Annotated in this window: 17 protein-coding genes; 13 read left to right on the plus strand and 4 right to left on the minus strand. The window is 60.4% G+C overall.

The window, feature by feature from the left end; translation table 11 throughout:
* The 4 genes from MKZ87_RS11335 to MKZ87_RS11350 all read right to left on the minus strand — a co-directional run bounded on the left by MKZ87_RS11335 (window position 1) and on the right by MKZ87_RS11350 (window position 3,683).
* Window positions 1-243, minus strand: a complete 243-nt coding sequence (locus MKZ87_RS11335; RefSeq protein WP_085698546.1) for a MoaD/ThiS family protein — start codon at window positions 241-243, stop codon at window positions 1-3.
* A complete protein-coding gene (gene moaC / locus MKZ87_RS11340; RefSeq protein WP_007957321.1) occupies window positions 240-713 on the minus strand; it encodes a cyclic pyranopterin monophosphate synthase MoaC in 474 nt (157 codons plus the stop codon). The genes MKZ87_RS11335 and moaC overlap by 4 nt, the downstream gene beginning before the upstream one ends.
* A 101-nt stretch (window positions 714-814) precedes the next feature.
* The gene (locus MKZ87_RS11345) at window positions 815-2,209 is read right to left on the minus strand and encodes a PhoH family protein (RefSeq protein WP_085698545.1); all 1,395 of its coding nucleotides are present in this window, start codon (window positions 2,207-2,209) and stop codon (window positions 815-817) included.
* Window positions 2,210-2,558: 349 nt separating this feature from the next.
* The gene (locus MKZ87_RS11350; RefSeq protein ID WP_266200899.1) at window positions 2,559-3,683 is read right to left on the minus strand and encodes a polysaccharide deacetylase family protein; all 1,125 of its coding nucleotides are present in this window, start codon (window positions 3,681-3,683) and stop codon (window positions 2,559-2,561) included.
* Window positions 3,684-3,971: 288 nt separating this feature from the next.
* On the opposite strand from MKZ87_RS11350, the gene yaaA reads away from it, so the two are divergent.
* The 13 genes from yaaA (at window position 3,972) to MKZ87_RS11415 (ending at window position 22,144) form a co-directional block, all read left to right on the plus strand.
* On the plus strand, window positions 3,972-4,751 hold the full coding sequence (gene yaaA, locus MKZ87_RS11355; protein ID WP_266200900.1) for a peroxide stress protein YaaA: 780 nt from the start codon (window positions 3,972-3,974) through the stop codon (window positions 4,749-4,751).
* A gap of 811 nt (window positions 4,752-5,562) precedes the next feature.
* The gene (locus MKZ87_RS11360; RefSeq protein ID WP_085698542.1) at window positions 5,563-6,879 is read left to right on the plus strand and encodes a nucleotide sugar dehydrogenase; all 1,317 of its coding nucleotides are present in this window, start codon (window positions 5,563-5,565) and stop codon (window positions 6,877-6,879) included.
* 83 nt (window positions 6,880-6,962) lie between these two features.
* A complete protein-coding gene (gene alg8, locus MKZ87_RS11365; RefSeq protein WP_176247718.1) occupies window positions 6,963-8,444 on the plus strand; it encodes a mannuronan synthase in 1,482 nt (493 codons plus the stop codon).
* Between the two features lie 35 nt (window positions 8,445-8,479).
* Complete coding sequence (locus MKZ87_RS11370; protein WP_266200901.1) at window positions 8,480-9,649, plus strand: alginate biosynthesis protein Alg44; 1,170 nt, start codon at window positions 8,480-8,482, stop codon at window positions 9,647-9,649.
* 75 nt (window positions 9,650-9,724) lie between these two features.
* On the plus strand, window positions 9,725-11,170 hold the full coding sequence (gene algK, locus MKZ87_RS11375) for an alginate biosynthesis TPR repeat lipoprotein AlgK (RefSeq protein ID WP_305880209.1): 1,446 nt from the start codon (window positions 9,725-9,727) through the stop codon (window positions 11,168-11,170).
* On the plus strand, window positions 11,167-12,654 hold the full coding sequence (locus MKZ87_RS11380) for an alginate export family protein (protein ID WP_227234519.1): 1,488 nt from the start codon (window positions 11,167-11,169) through the stop codon (window positions 12,652-12,654). Before algK ends, MKZ87_RS11380 begins: the two co-directional genes overlap by 4 nt.
* Before the next feature lie 26 nt (window positions 12,655-12,680).
* Window positions 12,681-14,252, plus strand: a complete 1,572-nt coding sequence (algG, locus tag MKZ87_RS11385) for a mannuronan 5-epimerase AlgG (protein WP_227234517.1) — start codon at window positions 12,681-12,683, stop codon at window positions 14,250-14,252.
* Window positions 14,253-14,262: 10 nt separating this feature from the next.
* On the plus strand, window positions 14,263-15,714 hold the full coding sequence (locus MKZ87_RS11390) for an alginate O-acetyltransferase (protein ID WP_085698538.1): 1,452 nt from the start codon (window positions 14,263-14,265) through the stop codon (window positions 15,712-15,714).
* Between the two features lie 8 nt (window positions 15,715-15,722).
* Window positions 15,723-16,847 carry a mannuronate-specific alginate lyase gene (locus MKZ87_RS11395; RefSeq protein WP_266200904.1) on the plus strand — a complete coding sequence of 375 codons (1,125 nt, stop codon included), beginning with the start codon at window positions 15,723-15,725 and terminating at the stop codon, window positions 16,845-16,847.
* A 212-nt stretch (window positions 16,848-17,059) separates the two neighbouring features.
* Window positions 17,060-18,625: an MBOAT family O-acyltransferase gene (locus MKZ87_RS11400; protein WP_085698536.1), complete on the plus strand. Its 1,566-nt coding sequence runs from the start codon at window positions 17,060-17,062 to the stop codon at window positions 18,623-18,625.
* A gap of 10 nt (window positions 18,626-18,635) precedes the next feature.
* Window positions 18,636-19,808, plus strand: coding sequence for an alginate O-acetyltransferase (locus MKZ87_RS11405; protein ID WP_266200906.1), 1,173 nt, complete (start codon window positions 18,636-18,638; stop codon window positions 19,806-19,808).
* 14 nt (window positions 19,809-19,822) lie between these two features.
* Window positions 19,823-20,479: an alginate O-acetyltransferase AlgF gene (locus MKZ87_RS11410; protein ID WP_085698534.1), complete on the plus strand. Its 657-nt coding sequence runs from the start codon at window positions 19,823-19,825 to the stop codon at window positions 20,477-20,479.
* A 213-nt stretch (window positions 20,480-20,692) separates the two neighbouring features.
* Window positions 20,693-22,144 carry a mannose-1-phosphate guanylyltransferase/mannose-6-phosphate isomerase gene (locus MKZ87_RS11415; protein ID WP_085698533.1) on the plus strand — a complete coding sequence of 484 codons (1,452 nt, stop codon included), beginning with the start codon at window positions 20,693-20,695 and terminating at the stop codon, window positions 22,142-22,144.
* Window positions 22,145-22,297: the final 153 nt, after the last annotated feature.

Raw genomic sequence — 22,297 nt, forward strand, 5'->3', positions numbered from 1 at the left:
TCAGCCTCCGGTCACGGTGGGGAAAAATGCCACTTCGTCGCCATCCGCCACCGGCTCGTCGAGCTGGCAGAGGTCTTCGTTGCGCGCGCACATCAGATTCTGCTCGCTCAGCACCTCGGCGCCGTCACGCTGCACCAGCAACGCACGAACGTCATCGACGGTGGCGAAGTCACCCTCGACCTTCACCGAGTCCACGCCCAGCGCCTCGCGGTAACGGGCAAAAAATTTCACGGTCAGGTTCATGGCTGCTCCGCCTGGAAATGCCCGCTCTTGCCGCCAACCTTTTCCAGCAGACGCACGCTTTCGATGGTCATGCCACGATCCACGGCCTTGCACATGTCGTAGATGGTCAGGGCGGCGACGCTGGCGGCGGTCAGCGCTTCCATCTCGACGCCGGTCTGCCCGGACAGTTTGCAGCGGGCGACGATGCGCACCGCGTCATCGCCTTCGGCACTGAGCTCGACCTTGACGCCGGTCAGCATCAACGGATGGCACAGGGGAATCAGGTCACTGGTTTTCTTCGCCGCCTGAATGCCGGCAATGCGCGCCACGGCGAACACGTCGCCCTTGGGATGGCCGCCGCTGACGATCATCTGCAGGGTGTCGGGCAGCATGCGCACCAGCGCTTGGGCCGTCGCTTCACGGAACGTCACGGCTTTTTCGGTGACGTCGACCATGTTGGCGCGACCTTGGGAATCGAGATGAGTCAGCACGGGATTACTCCTGATCAGGAGCGTCGATTGTAAACCTGGGGGTCAGAATTGCGCACATAAAAAACCGGGCGACTTTGCAGTCGCCCGGTTGCGTTTGACGGTTACAGATGCGATTCGGCGTATTCGGCCAGGATCGAGCGAGGCACCCCTTGCAGGGTGATGTGCACACCGTTGGGGAAATCCTTGAAGCGTTCGGTCAGGTAGGTCAGCCCGGAGCTGGTCGCGGACAGGTAAGGGGTGTCGATCTGTGCCAGGTTGCCCAGGCACACCACTTTGGAACCGGCGCCGGCCCGGGTGATGATGGTTTTCATCTGGTGCGGCGTGAGGTTCTGGCATTCGTCGATCAGGATCAGGCTCTGCTGGAAGCTGCGACCGCGAATGTAATTGAGCGATTTGAACTGCAACGGCACTTTGCTGAGGATGTAGTCGACGCTGCCATGGGTGTTTTCGTCATCCATGTGCAAGGCTTCGAGGTTGTCGGTGATGGCGCCCAGCCAAGGCTCCATTTTTTCCGCTTCGGTGCCGGGCAAGAAGCCGATTTCCTGGTCCAGGCCTTGCACGCTGCGGGTGGCGATGATGCGACGATAGCGCTTGCTGACCATGGTCTGCTCGATCGCAGCGGCCAGCGCCAGAATGGTTTTACCCGAGCCGGCGGCGCCGGACAGATTGACCAGGTGAATGTCCGGATCCAGCAGCGCATACAGCGCCAGACTCTGATAGATGTCCCGTGGCTTGAGGCCCCAGGCTTCCTGGTGCAGCAGCGGTTCCTGATGAAGGTCGAGGATCAGCAGACGGTCTTCTTCAATCTCCTTGATCCAGCCGACAAACCCTTGCTCATCAATGATGAATTCGTTGATGTGCACGGCCGGCAGGTTATCGGTCAATTGCACCTGATGCCAGGTGCGGCCATGGTCCTGACGGGTTTCGACCTTGCTCACACGGTCCCAGAAGGAGCCGGTCATGTTGTGATAGCCGTTGGGCAGCAGGGATACGTCGTCGACCAGTTGGTCGGTGCTGTAGTCCTCGGCATCAATCCCGCAGGCGCGCGCCTTGAGGCGCATGTTGATGTCTTTGGTGACCAGCACCACCGGTTTTTTCGGGTCGCGGGTGTGCAGGTCGATCAGCTGGTTGATGATTTTGTTGTCGTTCAGATGCTCGGGCAGAATCAGGTTCGATTCGGCCTGCTTGCTCATCAGAATTGACAGCAAGCCCTTCGGACCGCCCTTGCCGCGCTGGATCGGCACCCCCAGCTCGACATCTTCCGGGGAAGCATCGCCCAGGGTCTTGTCGATCAGGCGGATCGCCTGACGGCATTCGGCGGCCACGCTGTGATGCCCGCTCTTGAGCTTGTCCAGCTCTTCAAGCACGGTCATCGGGATCGCGACGTGGTGTTCTTCGAAATTCAGCAGAGCGTTCGGATCGTGAATCAGTACGTTGGTATCGAGTACATAAAGGATTGGCTGGTTGGAGGAGGGGCTACGTCCGTGATCATCCATACTCGGTCACCTTTGTGGGAGCCATTCGACGCAATACCTCGGCGGTGCTGCGCCTCGAAGTGACTGCCGAATCCACCTGCACAGCTTTTGTCGGGATAGCAGGTGAACCGCACACAAAATGGGTCTTGGAAGACGCCACCTGTGTTGCAGGTTTCGGCGGTCTGACTTCGTAATACTCCAAAACCCGTGACAGAAAAAAGCACTTTGACGCTTTTTTGAAGTTTATTTTGCAAAGTGACGAAAAGCCCTTGGCGGACCGCCCTGCCCCCGTTAGAGTCGGAAGTCCGCCTGCATCGAATCCTGCAAAAAATTCACCCCAAGCCCCATATTTCCGGGCTCTTGCCGTTTTTCATCGAAACGCGTCCTGACAGTCTTCCCAGCCGATGCCGCTTTGCGCAGTCTGTGTGATCAGCCACGGCAACGCGGTCTTCACCGCATCCTGCTTCATGTTGAAATTGATCACTCCGTGTCGCCACAACAGCATCAGGGTCAGCACGCGCTGCGCGCTCGGAGCACCCTTGAGCTTGCCGGCGCCGTCCTGGGCATCGATGTCCCACAGCGCCACTTGCAAGCCCTGACTGTTGAAGAACCCCCCAGCATCGCTGCGACGCTGGCCTTCCGGCGGACGGAACAGCGGCACGTAGTTTTCCGGCAGCTTGTTGCGCACCAGGTCGGCACTGCGTCGCACCGAATCCTGCCAGTCCTGCCAGTGGCTGTGAGAGCGGAATTCCCAGCCCTGAACGCCGACGCACTGCTGCGAAAACGTCGCTTGCAGACTGCTCACCGAACGATCGGCCAGCCGCGCCTGAACATCCTTGCCCAACATGAAAAAGGTGCCGCTCAGGTTCGACTTGCGCAGGTACTCGGTGAGCCAGTCGGTATTGTCCGGTTGCAGGTTGGCGGCGCTGTCGAAACTCAGCAGAAACAGGCGATCGTGCATGTCGTCGCCGTTGCGCTCGTAGTCTGCGAAATGATCGAGTTCGCTGCTGGTCTGCGGCGACAGCGCAGCCTTGCGCATCAGCTCATCAAGGTACTGCAGATGGAAGATCCGGCTCGGTTCGGCCCATTTGGTGTAGTAGCTCTCGTCACTGACCACGAATTTGGCCGCCTGCTCGCGCAGGGTCGGCAAGTCTTCGACGAGGAAGCAAAACGAGGCGTCCTGATCGCAGCTTTGCTGGGCGAAGTTGTAGTTGGCCAGCAGGCGCTGCCACAGGCGCTCGCGCAGGCTGTTGATCGCATCCAGATTGACCGTGCGCAGTCCCAGACGCTGGGCCAGCGCCGCTTCGTCCAGTGCTTCGGTGCCGAGCAGGCCTCGGGCGAACATCAGGATTTCCGCCCGTGAGGCGACGTCGAACAGGGTCGGGTTGTCGAGCTTCTCCGGCCAGGTGCCGCGATCCAGCGTCGCGATATCGCCCGGCGCCGCAACGGCACCGACGCTCAACAGCCACGCGGCGAAAAAAAGAACAATGCGCAAAGGGTGTCTCCATAACAAAACCCGCGCGGCACTATAGCCGATCCTGCCCCATTCCCCGCAGCAACACCCATCCCTTGTGATCGTTCCCACGCTCTGCGTGGTAACGCCTCCCCGGACGCTCCGCGTCCGCTGCCGGGGTGACGCAGAGCGTCACTGGCTGCATTCCCACGCAGAGCGTGGGAACGATCAGGGTTGGGTGGCACACCACCGATCACCTATGGACCTGATAGCTGGAGTCATCCGCCCCAACCCCCTAGAATCGCCCCCACGATTAAAGGAGACGACTTCATGCTGATGGTGATTTCCCCCGCCAAGACCCTCGATTACGAAACACCGCCGGCGACCCAGCGCTTCACCCAGCCGCAATACCTCGACCATTCCCAGGAACTGATCCAGCAACTGCGCGAACTGAGCCCGGCGCAGATCAGCGAGCTGATGCACGTGTCCGACAAGATCGGCGGCCTCAACGCCGCGCGCTTCGGCAGCTGGACACCGGCGTTCACACCGGAAAACGCCAAACAGGCATTGCTGGCCTTCAAGGGCGACGTCTACACCGGACTCGACGCCCAGAGTTTCAGCGAAGCCGACTTCGATTATGCGCAACGGCACCTGCGCATGCTCTCCGGCCTCTACGGCCTGCTGCGCCCGCTCGACCTGATGCAGCCGTATCGCCTGGAAATGGGCACCAAACTGGCCAACGCCCGAGGCAAGGACTTGTACGCCTTCTGGGGCACGCGCATCAGCGAATGGCTGAACGAAGCACTGGCCGATCAGGGCGATGACGTGCTGCTGAACCTGGCGTCCAACGAATACTTCTCGGCCGTCAAACGCACGACCCTGAACGCGCGCATCATCAATACCGAGTTCAAGGACCTGAAGAACGGTCAGTACAAGATCATCAGCTTCTACGCCAAGAAGGCCCGGGGCCTGATGAGCCGCTTCGTGATCCAGGAAAAAATCAACGATCCGGCCCTGCTCAAGCAGTTCGATGTACAGGGTTATCGCTACAGCGCCGAGCAATCGAAACCCGACAATCTGGTGTTTCTGCGCGACCACGCACCGGAATAAAGCATGCACTTCTGCACGACTCTTGATTAAGAGAGTCGTGCAGGTCGCACGACGTCAAAAATCCCCCGCCTGTTTACGCCGACTTATTGGCGCCATAAAAACATCACCCTCTTTCCTATCTTTAGTTTCACTCGACAGTTGTCATTTTTTTCAGTAGTGGCACCTAAATTTTTTTACAGTAGTGGCACAAAACCATCTAACGCGATTATCCCCCGATTAACAAAGGGCGAAATCGAAAGTGCTATCAATTTGAAAGCAGTGCCATCTTTCTCAATATTTCAAAAAATTTCTGCTTCCGCGATGAGCGGACAGGAACTATGTCCAAATGCATAGCTCATACCACCGGTAACGATTCTCGCCGAGTTTGTACGAGATAACTTACGCAGAGAACCCAACCATGTAACCAAGTTGTCACAACAACTTGCACCCATGGATAACAACTCTGGACAACTATCGAAGGACAGGAGATACGCACCATTAATATCCCCTGCAAGGCCATGGTCGCGCCCCTATAAACGTGCTCGCCTGAGCACCCAAGCGCTTGATCTACAGGTATTTATCCTGGCATCGAGCGTGTAACACGATTGCACGAGAGCCCTCTGACCAGAGGATCGGCTGCATAACAGGGCACGTCATAACAACAAGGCCTGGTTAGCGCACATCTTGAGTGCACTTATTTAGACACTCGGAACTTAAGTATGCCTGCACACGGCATTGTGACGCCTGTAAGTCACACTTTCGAGTGCACTAAGAACGCTGAAAACCATTAACTCCGGCCCTCTAAGGCCTGATATATACAGAGGTAATTGCGATGCGCATCAGCATATTTGGTTTGGGTTACGTCGGTGCAGTATGTGCCGGTTGCCTGTCTGCACGGGGCCATGACGTCGTTGGCGTCGATGTTGCCAAAGACAAGATCGACATGATCAACGCTGGCAAATCTCCCATTGTCGAACCGGGCCTGGGCGAGTTGCTGGCACAAGGTATCCAGACCGGTCGTCTGCGCGGCACAACCAACTTCGCCGAGGCAATTCGCGACACCGATCTGTCGATGATCTGCGTCGGCACACCGAGCAAGAAGAACGGCGACCTGGAACTGAACTACATCGAAGCGGTGTGCCGCGAGATCGGTTTTGTTCTGCGCGAAAAGACCACCCGTCACACCATCGTCGTGCGCAGCACCGTGCTGCCGGGCACCGTGGCAAACGTTGTCATCCCGATCCTCGAAGACTGCTCCGGCAAGAAAGCCGGCGTTGATTTCGGTGTCGCCGTAAACCCGGAGTTCCTGCGTGAATCTACCGCGATCGCCGACTACGACTTGCCACCGATGACCGTCATCGGCGAGTTCGACAAGGCTTCGGGCGACGTTCTGCAATCGCTGTACGAAGAACTCGACGCGCCGATCATCCGCAAGGACATCGCCGTCGCCGAGATGATCAAGTACACCTGCAACGTCTGGCATGCCACCAAAGTGACCTTCGCCAACGAGATCGGCAACATCGCCAAAGCGGTGGGCGTCGATGGCCGCGAAGTGATGGAGGTCGTCTGCCAGGACAAGACCCTCAACCTGTCCCAGTACTACATGCGCCCGGGCTTCGCGTTCGGCGGTTCGTGCCTGCCGAAAGACGTGCGCGCCCTGACCTACCGCGCCGGCTCCCTGGACGTCGAAGCGCCGCTGCTCAACTCGCTGATGCGCAGCAACGAATCGCAAGTGCAAAACGCCTTCGACATCGTTGAAAGCCACGACAAACGCAAAGTCGCCCTGCTCGGCCTGAGCTTCAAGGCCGGCACCGACGACCTGCGCGAAAGCCCGCTGGTGGAACTGGCCGAGATGCTGATCGGCAAGGGTTACGACCTGAGCATCTACGACAGCAACGTCCAGTACGCCCGTGTCCACGGCGCGAACAAGGACTACATCGAGTCGAAGATCCCGCACGTGTCGTCCCTGCTCAACGCGGACTTCGATTCGGTGATCGACAACTCCGACGTGATCATCCTCGGCAACCGCGACGAGAAGTTCCGTGCACTGGCCGAAGAGGCGCCGCACGGCAAACAGGTGATCGACCTGGTGGGCTTCATGTCCAAGGCCACCAGCGCCGGTAGCCGCACCGAAGGCATCTGCTGGTAACGCAGCGGCAAGCCCCGAGTTTCAAGCCGCCCGCCGTGAATCGGCGGGCGGCTTGAAGCCCCCATCACCTTCGGATGACGGTCATGTCCAAGCTCAAACATTTTTTTCTGCAATCCGCCGGCTGGCTTTTGTTTCTGAGCCTGCTGATGGGCCTGGCCCTGATGCTGCCCACGTCCACGTTCGACTCCGAGTCGAAGGACTTCATTTTCCTGATTGGCGCCGTGGGTATCTGGCGCTATTCGATGGGTGCCACGCACTTTGTGCGCGGCATGATCTTTCTCTACATCGTCTACCCGCACCTGCGCCGCAAGGTTCGCAAGCTGGGTAAAGCGGCGGACCCGTCGCATGTGTTTCTGATGGTCACCAGTTTTCGCATCGACGCGTTGACCACCGCGCAGGTTTACAGCTCGGTGATCCGCGAAGCCATCGACTGCGAACTGCCGACCACCGTGGTCTGCTCGATCGTCGAAATGTCCGATGAGCTGCTGGTCAAGGCGCTGTGGGCGCGGATGAATCCGCCGGACCGCGTGAAACTCGACTTCGTGCGCATTCCCGGCACCGGTAAACGTGATGGCCTGGCGTTTGGTTTCCGCGCGATCTCCCGTCACCTGCCGGACGACCGCGCCGTGGTGGCCGTGATCGATGGCGACACCGTGCTCGGCGAAGGCGTTGTGCGCAAAACCGTGCCGTGGTTCCAGATGTTCGGCAACGTCGGCGGCCTGACCACCAACGAATTCTGCGAAGTGCGCGGCGGCTACATCATGAGCGAGTGGCACAAGCTGCGCTTCGCCCAGCGCCACATCAACATGTGCTCGATGGCCCTGTCCAAACGCGTGCTGACCATGACCGGACGCATGTCGGTGTTCCGCGCCACCGTGGTCACCAACCCGGAATTCATCGCCGACGTTGAAAGCGACTCGCTGCAACACTGGCGCCTAGGCCGTTTTAAGTTCCTGACCGGCGACGACAAGTCGAGCTGGTTCAGCCTGATGCGTCTGGGCTACGACACCTTCTACGTGCCGGACGCGGCGATCAACACCGTTGAACACCCGCCGGAAAAGAGCTTCATCAAGGCCAGCCGCAAACTGATGTTCCGCTGGTACGGCAACAACCTGCGGCAGAACTCCCGAGCGCTGGGCCTGGGTGTAAAACGCCTCGGAGCTTTCACCTCGGTGGTGCTGTTCGACCAGCGCGTATCGATGTGGACATCGCTGCTCGGCCTGACCGTGGCAATCATCGCCAGCTTCAAATACGGCACCGCGTTCATTCTGGTTTACCTGCTGTGGATCGGCATCACCCGACTGATTCTGACGCTGTTGCTGTCCTGCTCGGGCCACCGGATCGGTCCGGCTTACCCGGCAATTCTCTATTACAACCAGATCGTCGGCGCGCTGGTGAAGATCTACGTGTTCTTCCGCCTCGACCAACAATCCTGGACTCGCCAACCCACTTCCCTGACCCGTGATCTCGCCAGCTTTCAACGTTGGTTCAACACCTGGTCGTCTCGGACCATGACCTTCTCCGCCGGCAGCATTTTCGTCGCCGTGCTGCTGATGATGGTCTGACCTGCCCCTATTGAATTAACAAGGAAATCGCCCCCATGAATACCGCCGTCAACGTCAACGTAGTGCATGAATCCGAAGCCCAGCGCCAGCACGCCCGGGTAAAAATCCCGGCCAAGCTGCGGTTCTTCGGCCCTGACCGGACTCCGGTTGAAGCACGGGTCCTCGACCTGTCCGCCGGTGGTCTGGCGTTCAATGCCGGACAACTGCCGCTGACCGTCGGCGAGGTGTACAAGGCGCGTCTGCAGTTCGTCATCGACAACCTCGGCCTGGCCATGGACGTTGAACTGCAAGTGCGCTCCTACGACCGGCAGACGGGCCGTGTCGGCTGCCAGTTCCAGAACCTCGAGCCGCAGGACATTTCGACCCTGCGCCACCTGATCACTTCGCACCTGGCCGGCGACATCGTCAGCATCGGCGAAGTGCTGGCAACCCTGCAGCGCGACAACTTCACCAAGGCCCGCAAGGTCAAGGACGGCGACTCCGGCATGACCCCGTTCGGGCGTCTGAAAGCGGTGACGTTCAGCGCCGGTATCTTCGCGGTCGGCCTGGTGGCGGCGGGTTTCATTTTCAAATCGGTGTACAGCATGTACTTCGTCAGCCATGCACAGGCCGGTCTGGTCAGCGTGCCGGGCATGAACATCACCATGCCGCGCGACGGCACTGTGCAGAGCCTGGTCAAATCCGACGGCGTTGCCGCCAAAGGTGCACCGCTGGCGACTTTCAGCACCAGCATGCTCGACGTGCTCAAGGGCCATCTGGACGAAGATCAACTGCAGCCGGCCAAGGTTGAAGAACTGTTCGGCAAGCAGATGACCGGTACTCTGACCTCGCCGTGCGATTGCACCGTGGCCCAGCAACTGGTGGCCGACGGTCAATATGCGAGCAAGGGCGACGTGATCTTCCAGCTGGTACCGCGCAATACCCAGGCCACCGTCGATGCACGCTTCTCCTATCGCCAGTTCGGCGACGTACGTCCGGGCACTCCGGTGAGCTTCCAGATCGCCGGCGAAGACAAGACCCGCACCGGCAAGATCATCAGCAGCACCAGCCTGAAAAGTGCTGACCTGTCCTCCGACATCCGCGTGCAGATCCAGCCGGACGAACCGCTGGACAGCCGCTTCGCCGGCCGCCCGGTGGAAGTGAACAGCGACCGTGGTCCGAACCTGAACTGGCTGATCGACAAAGCCATGGCAGCCGGTCTTTAAGTCGAGGACATGCCTGTGACTACTCCACCCATCTCGAGCACACCACAAACCCTGTGGGAGCGAGCCTGCTCGCGAATGCATTCTGACATTCAGCCTCAGTGCCGACTGACACACCGCTTTCGCGAGCAAGCTCGCTCCCACATGGGTTCGGTGTGCGCATTGGCCTTGGCAGTCAGTCTGGCCGGTTGCGCCGGCCTGCCTGACCAGCGTCTGGCCAACGAAGCGCTCAAGCGCGGTGACACCGCGACCGCCGCGCAGAACTACCGTGCGCTGGCCGATCTGGGTTACAGCGAAGCCCAGGTGGGCCTCGCCGATATTCAGGTCGACAGTCGCGATCCGGAACAAATGAAACAGGCCGAAGCCACCTACCGCGCCGCCGCCAGTGTTTCGCCGCGTGCCCAGGCCCGACTCGGCCGTTTGCTGGTGGCCAAGCCCGGCTCCACCGAGGCCGAACATCACGAAGCCGAAACCCTGCTGAAGAAAGCCGCCGCCAGTGGCGAAGGCAACACGCTGATTCCGCTCGCGATGCTGTACCTGCAATACCCGCACAGCTTCCCGAACATCAACGCTCAGCAGCAGATCGACCAATGGCGCAAATCCGGTTACCCGGAAGCCGGTCTCGCTCAAGTGCTGCTGTACCGCACCCAGGGCACTTACGACCAGCACTTGGATGACGTGGAAAAGATCTGCAAGGCCGCACTCAACACCACCGACATCTGCTACGTCGAACTGGCCACGGTCTATCAAAAACGTGGCGCGCCGGAGCAACAGGCCGAGCTGATCAAACAACTGCAGGCCGGTTACAGCCGCGGCACCGTCAGCGCTCAGCGGGTGGATTCCGTTGCCCGTGTGCTGGCTGATTCGACCCTGGGCAAGACCGACGAAAAAACCGCGCAGTCGCTGCTCGAGCCGATCGCGCCGGGCTACCCGGCGTCTTGGGTAACGCTGGCACAACTGCTCTACGACTTCCCGGAACTGGGCGATGTCGATCAGATGATGAAGTACCTGGACAACGGCCGCGCCGCCGACCAGTCGCGCGCCGAACTGTTGCTGGGCAAGCTCTACTACGAAGGCAAACTGGTCCCGGCCGACGCGAAAGTCGCCGAGGAACATTTCCAGAAAGCCGTCGGCCGCGAAGTCGCCGCCGATTACTACCTCGGCCAGATCTACCGCCGTGGCTACCTGGGCAAGGTCTATCCGCAGAAGGCCCTCGACCATCTGCTGACCGCTGCGCGCAACGGCCAGAACAGCGCCGACTTCGCCATCGCCCAGCTGTTTTCCCAAGGCAAGGGCACCAAGCCCGACCCGCTCAACGCCTATGTGTTCAGCCAATTGGCCAAGGCGCAAAACACCCCACAAGCCGACGAGCTGGCGACCACCCTCGCCGCCCAGCTGCCGCCCGAGCGCCTGGCCGAAGCCCGGCGCCTGCTGCAACAGGAACAGGCGGCCCGTGGCGCCCTGAACCAGAACACGCTGCAACTGCACGCCCTGCAAGAAGAAGACGGCGAGGAAAAACTATGAAATTGAATCCCTTTGTGAAGGCCGGCATTGGCCTCACGTTCGCGTTGATCTGGTCTTGTCCGACCCTGGCCGCGATCACTGAATCGAAGAACTTCGGCCTCGAAGTGAAAATCACCGGCCAGTCCGAAGACGACCGCGACCTCGGCACCGCCAGCGGCGGCGACGTCAACGGCGTCGGCCTCGATCTGCGTCCGTGGGTCTACGGCGAAAGCGGCGCGTGGAGCGCCTACGCCATGGGCCAGGCCGTGACCTCGACCGACATCATCGAGACCGACACGCTGCAGCAGTCCGACAGCGAAGGCACCCAGACCACCGACAACGGCGACCGCAAGACCAAGAAAAACTACCTGGCAATGCGCGAGTTCTGGGTCGGTTACAGCGGTCTGACGCCCTACCCCGGCGAGATCCTCAAGTTCGGTCGCCAGCGTTTGCGCAACGACGACGGTCAGTGGCGCGACACCAACATCGAAGCGCTGAACTGGACCTTCGACACCACCCTGCTGCGCGCCAACGCCGGTGTCGCCGAACGCTTCAGCGAATACCGCACCGACCTCAAGGAACTGGCGCCGAAAGACAAGGATCGCCTGCACGCCTACGCCGATGCCGCTTACCAGTGGACGCCGGGCCAGTGGGTCGGGATTCGCGGTCACCACACCCACGACGACGGCAAACTCGATTACGCCGAACCGGGTGTGCCCCGCGACACCCTCGACAAAACCCAGAACGGCGACATCAGCTGGCTCGGCCTGACCGCCGACAGCGACGCCTACAACTGGCGCAACACCAACACCGTCAACTACTGGGGCAGCATCACCGGCATGAGCGGCGACCGCGACACGGTCAACCCGCTGAACGCCGATGGCACCCGCCCGGCGCAGGCCAAACGCAGCGAAGACATCAACGGCTGGGCCACCGACGTCGGTGTGCGTCTGCGCCTCGATCCGCAGTGGCAGGTCGGTGCGGCCTATGCCCGTGCCAGCGCCGATTACCAACAGAACGGCCTGGAAAGCAACCGCTCGAACTACACCGGTACCCGCTCGCGGGTTCACCGTTTCGGCGAGGCTTTCCGTGGCGAAATGAACAACATGCAGACCGCCACCCTGTTCGGTTCGTGGATGCTCAACGACCAGTACGACGCCAGCCTGATCTACCACAAGTTCTGGCGCGTGGACGGCAACAAACCGGTGGGCAGCAACGGCATCAACGCTGTGGAAAACAACACCGACGACGTGACCGGTGCAATCCTCTCCAGCACCTCGCTGCCACTGCAGGACGGCAACAAGGATCTGGGCCAGGAAATGGATCTGGTGGTCACCAAGTACTTCAAGCAAGGCTTGCTGCCGGCAGCGCTGAGCCAGTCGATCGACGAGCCGTCGGCGCTGGTACGTTTCCGTGGCGGTGTGTTCAAGCCGGGTGATGCCTACGGCAGCCAGGTTGATTCGTACATGCACCGCGCGTTCATCGACGTGATCTGGCGCTTCTGATGCTGACCGCCAAGGGAGTGCCCGACATGAACAGTGCCCGCAAAGGCTCACTCAGCCTGCTGGCCGGCGCGATGCTGCTGGCCTCGGCCGGCGCCTTCGCCAGTGTGGAACCGGCCAAGCCGGTGACCACTGCCAAGGAGCTGCAACAGGCCAAGACCTACACCGTCAGCAGCGCGCCGACCGACGCGCTGGAACTGGCCAAGCCGAAACTGCCCGACCTCTCCGGCTACACCGCCGAAGCCGCCGCCGCGAAAATCGTGCGCAGCAAACCGGGCAAGATCAGCGTGCGCCGGATGATGCAGGAAGACGCCCTGAAGGACTTCATCGGCGGCGACAACAAGATGGCCGAATGGGTGGTGCGTCAGCACGGCATCCCGCAGGCGATCTTCGTCGACGACGGCTACATGAACCTGAAAGAGCTGGCGCAGAAACTGCCCAAGCAGTACTTCAGCGAAACATCGCCGGGCGTCTATCTGGCCAAGCTGCCGATCGTGGTCGGCCGCAAAGGCATCCTCGAAATCGACGGCCAGACCCAGGAACTGCGCCTGTCCCAGGAAGCCGGTTCGTTCCTGGTCAACGACGGCCAGTTGTTCGTGCGTGACACCAAGGTCACCGGCTGGCGCGAGAAGGACAACGGCCCGGCGACCTTCCGTTCGCCGAAGGAATTCCGCCCGTTCCTGCTGGCCTGGGGTGGCACCGAGACCTACATCGTCAACAGCAAGATGGCCAGTTTCGGCTACGCCAACAGTAAGTCCTACGGTGTGAGTATTTCCCAGTACACGCCGAACATGGCCAAGGTGCTCAAGCGTCCCGAGCCGACCGGCTGGATCGTCGGTTCCGAGTTCTCGGACATGTGGTACGGCTTCTACTGCTACGAGACCCGCGACTTCGTGGTCAAGGGCAACACCTACAAGGACAACATCGTCTACGGCATCGACCCGCACGACCGTTCCCACGGTCTGATCATTGCCGAGAACACGGTGTACGGCACGAAGAAGAAGCACGGGATCATCATTTCCCGTGAGGTCAACGACAGCTTCATCTTCAACAACAAAAGCTACGACAACCACCTCTCGGGCCTGGTGATCGACCGTAACAGTGTGAACAACCTGATCGCCTACAACGAGATCTACAAGAACCACACCGACGGCATCACGCTCTACGAGTCCGCCGACAACCTGCTGTGGGGCAACAAGGTCATCAGCAATAAACGCCACGGCATTCGCATTCGTAACAGCGTGAACATCCGCCTTTACGAAAACGTCGCCATGGCCAACGGCCTGACCGGCGTCTACGGGCACATCAAGGACCTGACCGACACCGACCGTGACATCGAGCTCGACCCGTTCGACGCCCAGGTCTCGCTGATCGTGGTCGGCGGTGAACTGGCGGCCAACGGCAGCGGTCCGCTGTCGATCGATTCGCCGTTGAGTGTCGAGCTGTATCGCGTGTCGATGCTGGCGCCGACCAAATCCAGCGGCATCAGCTTCAACGGCATCCTCGGCGAGCGCCAGGATGAAATTCTCGACCTGCTGGTGCGCCAGCAGAAAGCCGTGCTGATCGACCCTGTCGAACGCCAGACCGAATTGCAGGACTGAGGATAATTTTATGCACCCACACCTGATCAAATTACTCAGCCTGTCGGCCCTGACCGTGGGCATTCTGGCGGCCGGCAACGGCGCCCGCGCAGATGAAGTCCAGCCGCCTGAATTCACGGCCGAACCTTGCTGCAGCCTGTGCCCGGCCGCCCACGATGCGAAGAACTACACCACCCGCTACCAACAGAACTTCACCACCCTGGTGCAGGCGCAGGGCGACTGGCTGTTCCGGACCCAGGAAGATTTGCGCACCGAGTTCAACACCACCCCGGCCGGCTACAAACGCCTGCAACAGCTGCACGATGCGTTCAAGGCCAAAGGCGTCGAACTGGTGATCGTCTACCAGCCGACCCGAGGTCTGGTGAACCGCAACAAGCTCAACCCGGCAGAAAAAGCCGCGTTCGATTACGAGAAAGCGCTGGGCAACTACAAGACCATGCTCGGCCGTTTCGCGAAGATGGGTTACGTGGTGCCGGACCTGTCGCCGCTGACCAACGAATCGCTGCCGGACACCCTGCCCGCCCACGATTTCTATTTCCGCGGCGACCAGCACTGGACGCCATACGGTGCCCAGCGCACGGCAAAAATCGTCGCCGAGAAGGTCAAGCAGATCCCGGCCTTCGCCGACATTCCCAAGCGTGAGTTCGAAACCAAACGCTCCGGACGCATGGGCAAGACCGGCACCCTGCACAACATGGCCGGACAACTGTGCGGCACCAGTTACGCAATCCAGTACATGGATCAGTTCACCACCGAGCCGAAAGGCGAAGCCGGTGACGGCGACCTGTTCGGTGATTCCGGCAACCCGCAAATCACCCTCGTGGGTACTTCGCACAGCGGCAAGAACTACAACTTCGCAGGCTTCCTCGAAGAAGCCATCGGCGCCGACATCCTCAACGTCGCCTTCCCCGGCGGTGGCCTGGAAGGTTCGATGCTGCAGTACCTGGGCAGCGACGAATTCCAGAAATCTCCGCCGAAAATCCTCATCTGGGAATTCTCGCCGCTGTACCGCCTCGACCAGGAAACCATCTATCGCCAGATGATGGCGCTGCTCGACAACGGCTGCGAAGGCAAAGAGGCACAGATGTCCGCGAGCACCACGCTCAAGCCGGGCGGCAAACAAGAACTGCTGGTCAACAGCAAGAACCTGAACCTGCAGAACAGCAGCCATCAGGTCGACATCCGCTTCGCCGACACCTCGGTGAAAACCCTGCAAGCCACCCTCTGGTACATGAACGGTCGCCACGAGGACATCAAGATCGAGAAACCGGAAACCTCCGACACTGACGGTCGTTTCGCCTTTGAGCTGCGCACGGACGAAGACTGGGCCTCGCAAAACCTGCTCGCGGTCGAAGTCCAGGGCCCGGAAGCGGGCACCGCGCCACAGAAAGTCGAAGCGAAAATCTGCAAACGCAACGTATTCCCGGGCGCTGGGCAACAAACCGCTCAGGTCGGGCAATGAGGTCTGCTATGCGAAATCCGAAACTGAAAACTCTGTTGGCGCCAACGCTGCTCGGGCTGGCGATCTTCGCCGGCAGCGCGCAGGCCGCCGCGCCGCTGCGTCCTCCTCAGGGCTACTTTGCGCCTGTGGATAAATTCAAGACCGGCGACAAGAGCGAAGGCTGCGACGCGATGCCGACGCCGTACACCGGACCGCTGCAATTTCGCAGCAAATACGAAGGCTCGGACAAGGCCCGCGCGACACTGAACGTGCAGTCGGAAAAAGCCTTCCGCGACACCACCAAAGACATCACCACCCTGGAGCGCGGCACCGCCAAGCGCGTCATGCAGTTCATGCGCGACGGTCGCCCGGAACAGCTCGACTGCACACTGAACTGGCTGGTTAATTGGGCCCGGGCGGATGCATTGATGTCCAAAGACTTCAACCACACCGGCAAGTCGATGCGCAAATGGGCGCTGGGCAGCATGGCCTCGTCGTACATTCGCCTGAAGTTCTCCGACTCCCATCCGCTGGCCCAGCACCAGCAGGAAGCCCATGTGATCGAGGCCTGGTTCAGCAAATTGGCCGATCAGGTGGTCAGCGACTGGGACAACCTGCCGCTGGAAAAAACCAACAACCACTCGTACTGGGCCGCCTGGTCGGTGATGGCGACATCGGTCGCGACCAACCGCCGCGACCTGTTCGATTGGGCGGTCAAGGAATACAAGGTCGGCGTCAACCAGGTCGATGCCGACGGCTACCTGCCCAACGAACTCAAGCGCCAGCAACGCGCCCTCGCCTACCACAACTACGCCCTGCCGCCGCTGGCGATGATCGCCAGTTTTGCGCAGGTCAACGGTGTGGATCTGCGTCAGGAAAACAACGGCGCGCTGAAACGTCTGGGTGATCGGGTGCTGGCCGGGGTGAAAGACCCCGACCAGTTCGAGAAGAAGAACGGCAAAGAGCAGGACATGACCGACCTGAAACAGGACATGAAATTCGCCTGGCTCGAGCCGTTTTGCACGCTCTACACCTGTTCGCCGGATGTGCTGGAGAAGAAGCACGGGATGCAGCCGTTCAAGACCTTCCGCCTCGGTGGCGACCTGACCAAGGTCTACGACCCGTCCCATGAAAAGGGCAACAAGGGTTCCTGAGGACACTGATAAACCCTGTGGGAGCGAGCCTGCTCGCGAAGAGGATCCGACATTCAAAAATGATGTCGTCTGGCACACCGCTTTCGCGAGCAAGCTCGCTCCCACAGGTTAAGTGTCAGGTTTGAGATGTGTGAGTTAGCTCTCCAGTTTTCAGCGGGGGGTTTGGGGGGGCTTTGGCCCTTGACTGTTGGTTCAAACATGGAGAGATCGGGATGGTATTTTCATCCAACGTGTTCCTGTTTCTGTTCTTGCCGATCTTTCTCGGCTTGTACTACCTGAGCGGGCAACGCTATCGCAACCTGCTGCTGCTGATTGCCAGCTACGTGTTCTACGCGTGGTGGCGGGTAGACTTCCTGGCGCTGTTCGCCGGCGTCACCCTGTGGAACTACTGGATCGGCCTGAGAGTCGGCGCCGCCGGCGTGCGCACCAAACCGGCCCAGCGCTGGCTGCTGCTCGGCGTGGCGGTGGACCTGTGCATCCTCGGCTACTTCAAGTACGCCAACTTCGGCGTCGAAAGCATCAACGCGATGATGACGTCGGTCGGTCTCGAGCCGTTCATCCTGACCCACGTGCTGCTGCCGATCGGTATCTCGTTCTACATCTTCGAGTCGATCAGCTACATCATCGACGTCTACCGCGGCGACACCCCGGCCACCCGCAACCTGATCGACTTCGCAGCGTTCGTGGCGATCTTCCCGCACCTGATCGCCGGTCCCGTGCTGCGTTTCCGTGACCTGGCCGACCAGTTCAACAACCGCACCCACACCCTCGACAAATTCTCCGAGGGCTGCACGCGGTTCATGCAGGGTTTCATCAAAAAGGTCTTCATCGCCGACACCCTTGCCGTGGTCGCCGACCATTGCTTCGCCCTGCAAAACCCGACCACGGGCGATGCCTGGCTCGGCGCGCTGGCCTACACCGCGCAGCTGTATTTCGACTTCTCCGGTTACAGCGACATGGCCATCGGCCTGGGCCTGATGATGGGTTTCCGCTTCATGGAAAACTTCAAGCAGCCGTACATCAGCCAGTCGATCACCGAGTTCTGGCGCCGCTGGCACATCAGCTTGTCGACCTGGCTGCGTGACTACCTCTACATCACCCTCGGCGGCAACCGCAAAGGCACGCTGATGACCTATCGCAACCTGTTCCTGACCATGCTGCTCGGTGGTCTGTGGCACGGCGCGAACATCACCTACATCGTCTGGGGTGCCTGGCACGGCATGTGGCTGGCGATCGAAAAAATGCTCGGTCTCAACACTTCGCCGCGCAGCCTCAACCCGATCCGCTGGGCGCTGACCTTCCTGCTGGTGGTCATGGGCTGGGTGATCTTCCGCGCCGAGAACCTGCACGTTGCCGGCCGCATGTACGGCGCGATGTTCAGCTTCGGCGACTGGTCGCTGTCGGAACTCAATCAGGCCAGCCTGACCGGCCTGCAAGTGGCGACTCTGGTGGTGGCCTACGTGACCCTGGCGTTCTTCGGCCTGCGTGATCTGTACACCAACCAGCCGCCGGTCAAGAGCAAACCTGAGGTCAACGTCGAGGCCAACGGCCCTGCCACGGCGACTCCAGGCCTGATCAAAGCGGCTCCGGGCGAAAATCCGGCGAGCATCCATGAGCCTGGCTACACCGTCGGCGTCGACGCCCAGGTGCAACCGGCGTACTGGACGGCGGACTGGTCGCGCTACGTGATGCGCGGGCTGATCCTGCTGCTGTTCATCGCCTCGATTCTCAAACTCTCGGCGCAAAGCTTCTCGCCGTTCCTTTACTTCCAGTTCTGAGGGATCTGACATGACCCGCTCATTACGCATCTTCTACATCGCGCTGTTTCTGCTGACCCTGCTGGTGCTCGGTCTGTGGTCGGTGCGCAGCTTCTTCGGCTTCAGCACCAACGCCGATGCGACGGTGCTCAACGGCCGCTGGACCAAAGCCGTGGAAACCCACTACGACGATGAATTCCCGATCAAGCGCCTGGGCACCAACCTCTGGGCCGCGCTGGATTTAAAACTGTTCAACGAAGGTCGTCCGGGCGTGGTGCTCGGTCGCGATCAGTGGTTGTACAGCGATGAGGAATTCAACCCGATCGTCAACGAAGAGCTGAACCTGCAAGGCAACTATGCGCTGGTCGAAGGCGTGCGCCAGACCCTGAAAGAGAAAGGCGTGAAACTGGTGATGGCGATCGTGCCGGCCAAGGTTCGCCTGTACCCGGAACACCTGGGTGAAGTGAAACCGGCGAGCATTCACGCCAACCTTTATCAGGACTTCCACGCCCGCGTCGCGGCCGACAAGATCCTCGCCCCCGACCTGCTCGGCCCGCTCCAAGCGGCCAAGCAGAACGGTCAGCAAGTGTTCCTGCGCACCGACACCCACTGGACCCCGGAAGGCGCGGAAATCGCCGCCAACACCCTGGCCAAAACCATCGCTGACAAGTTCCCGCTCAGCGGCGAGCCGCAGCGCTTCGTCACCACCCCGGCGGAAAAGGTCACGCACAAGGGCGATCTGCGTCTGTTCCTGCCGCTGGATCCACTGTTCGAAAACCTGATGCCGGCCAAAGAGCCGCTGCAAAAGCGCAACACTGTGGCCGCCCAACAACCTGCCGGTGACGACGCCCTGTTCGCCAACAGTGAAGTGCCGGTGGCACTGATCGGTACCAGCTACAGCGCCAACCCCAACTGGAATTTCGTCGGTGCGCTCAAGCAAGCGCTGCACAGCGACGTCGTCAACTACGCCGAGGACGGCCACGGCCCGATCCTGCCGATGCTCAGCTACCTGAAAAGCGATGACTTCAAGAACAGCCCGCCACAGGTGCTGATCTGGGAGTTTCCTGAACGATATCTGCCTGTGAACAACGAAATCGGCGACGCCGACCCGCAGTGGGTCGCAGAGCTTAAACAAGCCGGCGCGCGCCAACAAAACGTAGCTGTAAACACTAAATCCGAGACGCCCGATCGGGCGCAAAACTGAAAGAGAGGTACACCATGACTTTCACTACAACTCCTCGTCGTCTCGCTAAACGCATTGCTCTGGTCGCCGGCCTGAGTGTGTTGTCGGTCCAGGCCTTTGCCGGTGGCGACGCTGCGCTGTACGGTCCGACTGCACCGAAAGGCTCGACCTTCGTCCGTGTCTACAACGCCAGCAATGCTGAAGTCAGCGCCACTGTCGGCAGCACCAATCTGAGCGACGTCGCGCCGCTGGCCAGCAGCGACTTCAGCTTCATGCCGGGCGGCGACTACAGCGCCAAGGTCGGCAGCCAGACCCTGCCGGTGAAACTCGCCGGTGATCACTACTACACCCTGGTCAACAACGCCTCCGGCGCGCCGCAACTGATCGAAGAACCACCGTTCAAGAACAAGCAGAAATCCCTGGTGCGCGTGCAGAACCTCAGCGACAAGTCGCTGACCCTGAAGACCGCCGACGGCAAGACCGAAGTTGTGCCGAACGTGGCCGCCAAGGGCCGTGGCGAACGTGAAATCAACCCGGTGAAAGTCAGCCTGGCGCTGTACGAGGGCGACAAGAAAGTCGGCGACGTGAAACCGGTCGCCCTGGAGCGCGGTGAGGCAGCAGTGCTGTACGTCACCGGCAACGGCAGCAACCTGTCGCCAGTCTGGGTAAAACGCCCGGTATCGACCCGCTAACCATTTCCCGACCTGACGCATATCCCCTGTGGGAGCGAGCTTGCTCGCGAAAGCGGTCTGACATTCAACAGATGTGTCGACTGATACGCCGCCTTCGCGAGCAAGCTCGCTCCCACAATGAATCGGGTTGTCAGTTCGGGTAGGCGACAAAAACAAGAGTGAAACGACACAGGTTCGTGGCTCTAACCCAATCGATTTTATGGAGTAAACAATATGATTCCGGTGATCTTGTCAGGTGGTAGCGGTTCACGTCTTTGGCCGCTTTCGCGCAAGCAGTTTCCCAAGCAGTTCCTCGCCCTGACCGGCGAACACACGCTGTTCCAGCAAACCCTCGAGCGCCTGGTGTTCGAAGGCATGGACACCCCGATCGTGGTCTGCAACAAGGATCACCGCTTCATCGTCAACGAGCAGTTGGCCAACCGCAATCTGGAATGCCAACGCATCCTGATGGAACCGTTTGGTCGCAACACCGCGCCGGCCGTGGCGCTGACCGCGATGATGCTGGTCAATGAAGGTCGCGACGAACTGATGCTGGTGCTGCCGGCCGACCACGTCCTCGAAGACCAGAAAGCCCTGCAACGCGCCCTCGCCCTGGCCACCGTCGCTGCAGAAAACGGTGAAATGGTGCTGTTCGGCGTGCCGGCCACCAAACCGGAAACCGGCTACGGCTACATCAAGTCCACCGGCGATTCGCTGCTGCCGGAAGGCGTCAGCCGCGTCTCGCACTTCGTGGAAAAACCCGACGTCAAACGCGCCACCGAATACGTCGAGTCCGGCGGTTACTACTGGAACAGCGGCATGTTCCTGTTCCGCGCCAGCCGCTTCCTCGAAGAGCTGAAAAAGCACGATCCGGACATCTACGACACTTGCCTGCTGACCCTCGAACGCAGTGCTCAGGACCCGGACACCATCACTTTCGATGAAGCCACTTTCGCCTGCTGCCCGGACAACTCCATCGACTACTCCGTGATGGAAAAAACCCAGCGCGCCTGCGTGGTGCCACTGACTGCCGGCTGGAGCGATGTCGGCTGCTGGTCGTCGCTGTGGGAAGTCAACGAGAAGGACGCCAACGGCAACGTCAGCAAGGGCGATGTGGTGATCCAGGACAGCAAGAACTGCATGATCCACGGCAACGGCAAACTGGTGTCGGTGATCGGTCTGGAAAACATCGTGGTGGTCGAAACCAAGGACGCCATGATGATCGCCCACAAGGACAAGGTCCAGGGCGTCAAGCAGATGGTCAACACCCTCAACGAGCAGGGCCGCAGCGAAACCCAGAACCATTGCGAGGTTTACCGTCCGTGGGGTTCCTACGACTCGGTGGACATGGGCGGTCGCTTCCAGGTCAAGCACATTTCGGTCAAGCCGGGCGCGTGCCTGTCGCTGCAGATGCACCACCACCGTGCCGAACACTGGATCGTGGTCAGCGGCACCGCCGAAGTGACCTGCGACGAGAACGTGTTCCTGCTGACCGAAAACCAGTCGACCTACATCCCGATCGCGTCGGTGCATCGCCTGCGCAATCCGGGCAAGATCCCGCTGGAAATCATCGAAGTGCAGTCGGGTTCGTACCTGGGTGAAGACGATATCGAGCGCTTCGAAGATATCTACGGTCGCTCCACCCCGATCGAACGCGGCGTGTCGGTGAAAACCATCGCGCAGTGATCGCTCCGTAACAGGAAGCCCCCGTCCAGCCCGCTGCGTCCCCTATCCGCAACGGGTTGGGCGGGGGCTTTTTTTTGGTTCTTCACGGATTACCGGGAAAGACGCTCTTGATCTTCATGAAAAAGAATTCGCTATCCCGGTAACCGTACGCCA

The organism is Pseudomonas sp. MCal1, from assembly GCF_026341415.1.
In the GTDB taxonomy this organism is placed as follows: Bacteria; Pseudomonadota; Gammaproteobacteria; order Pseudomonadales; family Pseudomonadaceae; genus Aquipseudomonas.